Origin of the sequence: Pseudoalteromonas sp. S1609 (assembly GCF_005887255.1) — a bacterium.
GTDB lineage: Bacteria > Pseudomonadota > Gammaproteobacteria > Enterobacterales > Alteromonadaceae > Pseudoalteromonas.
On the sequence record NZ_PNDJ01000034.1, the window covers coordinates 36,810 to 44,719 of the forward strand.

Below are 7,910 nucleotides of genomic sequence, written 5' to 3' on the forward strand. Positions count from 1 at the left end.
GAAGCACCTTTATAAATGCAATTATTTAAGACAAACAACGCTGATATTGGGGTGAGTAACCCGTTTATTCAACCGTTAAATCAAGCCAGACTAATCGGTGGTCGCTTGATGCATTTCTATCTTTAATTAAACGATATAATTCGCTTTGTTTTTTCGGCCAAAAAACTCCACCACCTTTTATGGTTAAGCCATAATTTGAAGGGAGTACGTAATCAACGCGTGCTTGCCAATTAGCGGTATAGTTTTTAGCATAAGCTTGCGGGTATTGCTCTTTTGCGCCCTCACTGGTTGGAATAAAACCGGCGTTAATCAATGGGCTTTTAAGTATTTGATCTGTAGTATTAGTACGCTTTTTATTACCTTCAGGTGCGGCATTTAGATCACCTAAAATCACAAATCGCGATTTTGCTGCAAGCCCACCCTTTTTACCATTATCATCATAAAGGTAACTTTCGTTATTAACGTAATCGGCAATAAGCCTAATTTCATCATGGTTACGAATACCGTTTCTGTCTTCTTCGCCATCAAACACAGGTGGTGTTGGGTGCGACGCTAGCATATGGACTACTTTATCGTTTACTTTTACGGGTATATCCCAAAAAGATTTAGAGCTTAAACGTAAAGTATTCCACTCTTCATCGTTATACCAATTGGTATTAGTTTTTGGGTCAACCGGCATTTGTACATTAGGTAAATCTTTGTGCTTAAAGGTTTGCAGGGTTCTGATGTTGTCAAAATCAATCGGGTAGCGAGATAAAAACGCCATTGCGTAATGGCCTTCAAAAAAACCAAAGCCCTGTGCATCACCCATTACCCCAGTTTTTTTGCCGTTATTGTCTAAGTCAAACTCAGTTGCTAAGCCGGTATTAACGGGGGCAATGTAAACGTATGGGTAATCAATTGCTGCTTGATTATTTTGCCCTACATTTAAATAATGGCTTTTAAAATACTCGATACCTTGCTCTTTTGGAATGTAGTCAAACTCATTGAGTAGTACTACATCTGGGCGGACGCGCTGGATTATTTCAGCAATATTTTTAATTTGCTGGTGGTTTGAACGCAGTGCATTTACCAGTGCATCACTTTTTACTTGTTCATTTTTAGCGGTGTAATTAGTGGCATCCATACTGACATTAAAGGTTGCTACGCGTAGCGATTCAGCCAATACAGGGCTGCTAGAAAAAACAGCAAATAACACACTACTGATTGCTGTAATACTAAGATTACGTTTCATTATATGAATCCATCTATAATTAATAATAAAATTGTGCTGCTGACTATAACCCACAAAGTAATTGCCATCAAAAATGGCTTTATACCTGCTTGCTTAAGAACCGATAGTGACAAACCACTGCCAATTAAAAACAGTGTAACCACTAATAATTGCTTAGCTGCACTATTAATAAGTTCCCATGTCGATGAAAACGACGGCATATAAGTATTTATTAATGCGGCTAATAAAAAGCCCACAATAAATAAAGGAATACTTGCCTTTTCATCAGAGCGCATGAACACTCCCGCAACCGCTGTATAAGGAATGATCCACATCGCACGGGTCAATTTTACCGTAGTGGCAATACTCAGTGCCACAGCACCATAAGTAGCCGATGCCCCTACTACGCTGCTAGTATCGTGAATGGCTAATGCGGCCCACAAACCAAATTGCTGTTGGGTTAACTCAAAATAGTGCCCAATTGCGGGAAATAATAATAATCCCACGCCATTAAGTAAAAATACAATCCCCAAGGCAACAGCGACTTCGTGATCTTTAGCTTTTATAACCGGTGCCATAGCGGCAATGGCGCTGCCACCGCAAATAGCGGTACCAAATGAAATTAGCACGCCTGTATTACGATTAAGCTTAAAAACTTGGGTTAAAATCTCTCCAAACCCGATTATGGCAGTAATACTCACAATTGTTAATACTAAAGAGCTGCGTCCTACCTCAATTACTTCATTAAAATCAACAGCAAAGCCTAAGCCCACAACGGCAAGCTTAAGCATCACTTTACTGGCCTGTTGAGAAAGCTCACTAAACGGGTTGCCTAAGGTAATGGCAAATATGGCGCCTAAAACCAATGCACTTCCAGCACCTAAAAAAGGAGTCATACACAAAGCGAGTAAGAGTATAAATATTGGCTTATGCAATTTAGTGATAATCATCACTTTAAGGCTGAATAAGTTTATTTGTCAGTTTATGTACGACGGGAGCAACAAATATAACTGTAGGAAAGGCAATACAAAAGGCAAATAACCAGGCTTTAAGCCATATAGCTACAATATTTTCGACCATTCCTACATTAAAAATTGAAATAACAAACGACATAAAGCCTGACATGAAAAGTGCCATAAAAAAAGCGAACACAATAGTACGAAACTTTGGGTGGATCATTGAAAAGAAACCTTTAGAAGGTAAAGCGATAAATTGAATTCAACTTACCGCTTGATTTTTTAACTTATAATAGCGATTTGCTAGTAGCTAATACGCCTGGGTAATCCTGCTCTGGCAAGCATGATGTAAGTTCAGCTAGGCGGTTACCTAATTGCTGTAAACTCTCACCCGAAACATTAATATGCCCCATTTTACGACCGGGCTTAACGCCTTTACCATACCAGTGACTGGTTACATCCGCCGTTTTTAAAACATCAGCAGGAATATGTGCTTGGCCTAATACATTGATCATAGCAGTAGGTTGCTTAATTTGCGTATTACCCAAAGGTAACCCTGCAACAGCACGCATATGGTTTTCAAATTGCGAGCAGTGAGCACCTTGCTGAGTCCAATGTCCTGAGTTATGTACTCGAGGAGCTATTTCGTTAACTAATAACATACCCTGTACATCAAAAAACTCTATGGCCAATACACCTACATAATTAAGCTCATTTGCAATACGGGTAAATGCTGAGGTTGCTTGGCTCTCAACTAAACTATTATCTTTACCGGCTAGTGAAAGCGTTAATACACCATTGGTATGTTGGTTTTCTGTAAGTGGATAAATTGCAACGTTACCCTCTTTGTCGCGCGCGCCAATAATAGAGACTTCACGATCAAACGGGATCATTTTCTCAGCAATAATTGAATGAGGTGCATGCTCTGTACCTGAGGCAATAAAGTCAGCCATTTCAGCCCAAATAGTGTCTATTTCATCATCAGATTTTAAACGCCATTGGCCTTTGCCGTCATACCCTGCTTGGCAGGTTTTTATAACTAACGGCTTACCTAATATTTTAGCTGCTTGTTCAAGATGCGCTTTTTCAGTAATAAGTTGGTATGGTGCACAAGCTACTTCGGTTTTATCTAACAAGGCTTTTTCAAGCGAACGGTCACCACCGGTTTTTATTGCTTGTTTACCTGGATAAAACTTATTGCTATTGCAGCAAAGCGTTAATACATCATCGGGAATATGCTCAAACTCAGCGGTAATCGCATCTGCATCATTGATAGCTTGCTCAAGTGTGGTTGAATACACTTGGTTGGTTAGCGGGTGCACAATTTGTTGGCTGCCAACATCATAAGCAATCACATTTAAATTAAGCGGTGCGCCAGCAAGGCTCATCATTCGCGCAAGCTGCCCAGCACCTAAAATTAATATAGTCATTATTACTCTGCAGGATTTGGGTTAGCTAGAATAGTGTCGGTTTGCTCTTTACGAAACGCTTCAATTTTGGCGAAAATTTCAGGATTTTGACAGCCTAATATTTGTGCAGCCAATAAACCAGCATTAGCTGCACCTGGCTCACCAATAGCCAATGTGCCTACAGCAACGCCCTTAGGCATCTGGCAAATAGACAATAATGAATCAACACCATTTAATGCTTTTGACTTAACTGGAACGCCTAAAACTGGCAATGATGTAAACGCTGCAGCCATACCCGGTAAGTGAGCCGCCCCACCTGCGCCTGCAATAATTACTTTAATGCCACGCTCGCTTGCTGAACTTGCATAATCAGCAAGTAATTGAGGAGTGCGGTGAGCAGAAACCACTTTAGTTTCATAAGCAATGCCAAATTTTTCTAGCATCAGCGCAGCGTGTTCCATGGTTGGCCAATCTGATTTAGAACCCATAATAATGCCAACAGTCATAAATACTCCTCAGTAATGTATTTTAAAAATAGCGGACTTATGTCCGGTTTTATGGCGGGTATTATATACTTAAATACCGCAGTAATGCGACCAGCAGGCAATAAAAAAGCCATGTTAAACATGGCTTTTTTTAAATGCTGAAAATACTTGCTGTTATGCTTCTTTACTCGCCAAGTATTCGCTGTAGTTTCCTCTAAAGTCGATAATTTTACCGTCTTTAATTTCCCAAATACGGGTAGCAACTGATGATACAAACTGACGGTCGTGTGACACAAACATCAAAGTACCTTCATACGCTTCAAGTGCTAAGTTAAGCGCTTCTATAGATTCCATATCCATGTGGTTAGTCGGCTCATCCATTAATAAGATATTTGGTTTATGCATCATGATTTTACCAAACAGCATACGACCTTGCTCACCACCTGAGATAACTTTTACAGATTTTTTAATATCGTTTTGTGAAAACAACATACGACCTAAGAAGCTGCGAACAACTTGCTCGTCATCGCCCTCTTGCTGCCATTGTTCCATCCACTCAAATAAGTTCATGTCTTTTTCAAACTCATCGGCATGGTCTTGCGCATAATAGCCAATATTAGCATTTTCAGACCATTTAAACTCACCGCTTTTAGGCGCTAAACGCCCTGCTAAGGTGTTTAGTAGTGTTGTTTTACCGACACCATTCTCACCAATAATAGCAATGCGTTCACCTACTTCAACTAGGCCTTCTAAACCTGAAAATAAAGTTTCTTCAAAGCCTTGCGATAAGCTAGTCATTTCAAGCGCGTTACGGAATAACTGCTTTTCTTGTTCAAAACGGATAAATGGCGACTGACGTGACGAAGCTTTCACTTCATCTAATTGAATTTTATCAATACGTTTTGCACGTGAAGTTGCTTGCTTTGCTTTTGAAGCATTAGCAGAAAAGCGCGATACAAACTGTTGTAGTTCAGCTATTTGGCTTTTCTTTTTGGCGTTTTCACTCAATAAACGCTCGCGAGCTTGGGTCGCTGCAAACATATATTCATCGTAGTTACCCGGGTAAATACGTAATTCACCGTAGTCAATATCGGCCATATGCGTACATACTGAGTTTAAAAAATGACGGTCATGCGAGATGATGATCATAGTACAGTCACGTTGATTTAGAACATCTTCTAACCACTTAATTGTGTAAATGTCCAAGTTATTGGTAGGCTCATCAAGCAACATGATATCAGGCTCTGAAAACAATACTTGCGCTAATAGCACACGAAGTTTAAAACCTGGTGCGATTTCAGACATAGGACCGTAATGTTGTTCAGTAGCAATACCAACGCCCAGTAATAGCTCACCCGCTTTAGACTCAGCAGAATAGCCGTCCATTTCAGCAAACTCAGTTTCAAGGTCGGCTACCTTCATGCCATCCTCTTCACTCATCTCTGGTAGGCTATAAATACGATCGCGTTCTTGTTTTATATCCCAAAGTTCTTTGTGACCCATTATTACAGTGTCGATCACAGAGTATTCTTCGTAAGCGAACTGATCTTGATTTAGTTTAGCAACACGCTCATTAGGATCTGTGCTTACATTACCCGATGATGGTTCAAGTTCACCGCTTAGAATCTTCATAAACGTTGATTTACCACAGCCATTGGCGCCAATTAAACCATAGCGGTTTGATTCACCAAATTTAGCTGAGATATTTTCAAATAATGGTTTAGCACCAAATTGCATGGTGATGTTAGCTGTACTAATAATAGCGCTACCCTCCAAGGGAGACTGAAGTATTTAAATTGCGCGCAGTTTAAACCAAATCAGCGTTTTTTTCTATGAAAGTTTATAGCATACCCTAAAGTAAACAGTGGCTATTTTTTTGCTAAATAAGGATTGGAATAGCCACAGTGGTAGACCGTGTTAAAGTAAAAAAAGCTATGTAAAGTTCACTATTATTCTGTAAATGCGGTAAAAAAATGTTTAATAAAAAAACAATTACAGTCATTGCTAATAAATAAAATTTAACGTGCTAAAACGCTATTTGGTCGCATTTTACTTTTATTAACATTTAATACGGCTATATTAACGTTTTTTATAGTATTAGAGTTTTAGCTCTACCTATGCCGATAGTAGCAACTATGAAAAAAACTCAACACTTTCTCTCCTGCATTTAAGCCTAATGTCTTATTCCAAAATTAAATAGCAGTTTATACGGCTACAAAATAAAAACAGTATTAACTTAAAGTGAACAAGCAGCGCATTTCGTATTAATTATCGTTGATAATTTTTCACTTTTGAGCCTTTTATTGCTTTGCTAGTCTGCACGACTTCGAATTTAGTAATTATAAAAACGTCTTTTTTAGGCAAGGCACACACAATGAAAATAAAATTAGTATCGCTCGCGATTGCAGGTGTTTTAACAACACCGAGTGTTTCAGCAATCGAAGTATTTAAGGATGAAAAAAATACAGTCGCAATTGGCGGTTATATAGATGCGCGAGTAATTAATACTCAAGGTCAAAATGAAGTGGTTAATGGTGCCTCACGAATTAATTTTGATTTTAAACGCCAACTAAAGAATGGCTGGGAAGCAATGGCTTTAGTTGAATGGGGTGTAAACCCTGTTGGCAGTAGCGATATTGTATACAACAACCGTTTTGAATCGATTCAAGACGAATTTTTGTATAACCGGTTAGGCTATGCTGGTTTAAAACACGATAAATACGGCCAAATTACTATTGGTAAACAATGGGGTGCGTGGTTTGACGTAGTATATGCAACTAACTACAGCTATGTTTGGGATGGCAACGCCGCAGGTGTCTATACCTACAACAAAGACGATGGTGCTGTAAATGGTACTGGTCGTGGCGATAAAACATTGCAATACCGTAATAGTTACAGTGATTTTGATTTTAGTGTGCAAACTCAGTTAAAAAACAGCGCTTTTTATACCTGTGATGTAAGTGATATTACAGAATCACAATGCCGGGCTAATTTTGAGTCAGGCGATACTGCTGCGCAACAAGTTGAATTTAACTATACATTTGGCGGTGCAGTAACCTATAACGTGACTAATAAGCTAAAACTGACCGCGGGTATTAACCGCGGCGAGTTTGAATTAACTTATGGCGACGGAACAACCCGCTCTGTTGACGATTTAATTTATGGTGCAGGTGTTATTTGGGGCAATATTGATGCGCCAGGTTTATATGTAGCCGCTAATATCAACAAAAACGAAAACCACGACACAGATAACATTGGTCGCTTAATTGAAGATGCAATTGGTATTGAAACGTTCGTATCGTATCGTTTTGAAAACGACTTTAGACCATTTATTGCCTACAACTTGTTTGATGCAGGTGATGACTACGTAATTCAACCAAACTTTAACGCCGATCCTAATGATGTTTTTAAACGTCAGTTTGCAGTTATGGGTGTTCATTATTTAATTGATGAAAACACCCAGCTGTATCTAGAAGCACGAAAAGATTTTGGTGATTTTGAAAGTGATAATAAACAGCAGCAAGCACAAATGGAACAATCGGAAGATGACGGTATTGCTTTTGGTTTTAGATACGTTCTTTAATGGCCTGTTGAGCTTTCAAGCTTAAAATAACAAAGGTCAACAGACTAATAGGGTCTGTTGACCTTTCAAGGTTAAATTTGCAGCAGTCTGTTTGGTATTTAGGCAAGGCAGAGCCTATGTGGTGTGGTATTCCCCATAAATAGGCGATAACGCAGCATCAATGCCAAACAGGCGCTGCCCGAAGGGTTCTGCCTAGGAGCGATTTACTCTTTGTTGCTCGGTTTTTACTTAGCCCACTAGGTTACAAACCTCGCGCCGCGATTT

At 39.3% G+C, this 7,910-nt stretch carries 7 protein-coding genes; 1 reads left to right on the forward strand and 6 read right to left on the reverse strand.

The genetic code is table 11. The features are described 5' to 3' along the window. Positions 1-64 precede the first annotated feature (64 nt). The 6 genes from CWB76_RS10280 to CWB76_RS10305 all read right to left on the reverse strand — a co-directional run bounded on the left by CWB76_RS10280 (position 65) and on the right by CWB76_RS10305 (position 5,824). The gene (locus CWB76_RS10280) at positions 65-1,234 is read right to left on the reverse strand and encodes an endonuclease/exonuclease/phosphatase family protein (RefSeq protein ID WP_138607332.1); all 1,170 of its coding nucleotides are present in this window, start codon (positions 1,232-1,234) and stop codon (positions 65-67) included. Next, a complete protein-coding gene (locus CWB76_RS10285; RefSeq protein WP_138607334.1) occupies positions 1,234-2,163 on the reverse strand; it encodes a YeiH family protein in 930 nt (309 codons plus the stop codon). The genes CWB76_RS10280 and CWB76_RS10285 overlap by 1 nt, the downstream gene beginning before the upstream one ends. Before the next feature lie 4 nt (positions 2,164-2,167). After that, on the reverse strand, positions 2,168-2,392 hold the full coding sequence (locus CWB76_RS10290) for a DUF2798 domain-containing protein (RefSeq protein WP_138607336.1): 225 nt from the start codon (positions 2,390-2,392) through the stop codon (positions 2,168-2,170). 64 nt (positions 2,393-2,456) lie between these two features. Next, complete coding sequence (locus tag CWB76_RS10295; protein WP_138607338.1) at positions 2,457-3,599, reverse strand: 5-(carboxyamino)imidazole ribonucleotide synthase; 1,143 nt, start codon at positions 3,597-3,599, stop codon at positions 2,457-2,459. Between the two features lie 2 nt (positions 3,600-3,601). Next, positions 3,602-4,084: a 5-(carboxyamino)imidazole ribonucleotide mutase gene (gene purE / locus CWB76_RS10300; RefSeq protein ID WP_008114610.1), complete on the reverse strand. Its 483-nt coding sequence runs from the start codon at positions 4,082-4,084 to the stop codon at positions 3,602-3,604. 153 nt (positions 4,085-4,237) lie between these two features. Continuing rightward, positions 4,238-5,824 carry an ABC-F family ATPase gene (locus tag CWB76_RS10305; protein WP_138607347.1) on the reverse strand — a complete coding sequence of 529 codons (1,587 nt, stop codon included), beginning with the start codon at positions 5,822-5,824 and terminating at the stop codon, positions 4,238-4,240. Between the two features lie 613 nt (positions 5,825-6,437). Between CWB76_RS10305 and CWB76_RS10310 the strand changes: the two genes are divergently transcribed. Next, positions 6,438-7,646 (forward strand): porin, encoded by a 1,209-nt coding sequence (locus CWB76_RS10310; protein ID WP_138607340.1) that lies wholly within the window; start codon positions 6,438-6,440, stop codon positions 7,644-7,646. Positions 7,647-7,910: the final 264 nt, after the last annotated feature.

Coding starts and splice junctions, on each gene's coding strand:
- CWB76_RS10280 (WP_138607332.1), bottom strand. CDS start 1,234: ATGAAACGTAATCTTAGTATTACAGCAATCAGTAGTGTGTTATTTGCT.
- CWB76_RS10285 (WP_138607334.1), bottom strand. CDS start 2,163: ATGATTATCACTAAATTGCATAAGCCAATATTTATACTCTTACTCGCT.
- CWB76_RS10290 (WP_138607336.1), bottom strand. CDS start 2,392: ATGATCCACCCAAAGTTTCGTACTATTGTGTTCGCTTTTTTTATGGCA.
- CWB76_RS10295 (WP_138607338.1), bottom strand. CDS start 3,599: ATGACTATATTAATTTTAGGTGCTGGGCAGCTTGCGCGAATGATGAGC.
- purE (WP_008114610.1), bottom strand. CDS start 4,084: ATGACTGTTGGCATTATTATGGGTTCTAAATCAGATTGGCCAACCATG.
- CWB76_RS10310 (WP_138607340.1), top strand. CDS start 6,438: ATGAAAATAAAATTAGTATCGCTCGCGATTGCAGGTGTTTTAACAACA.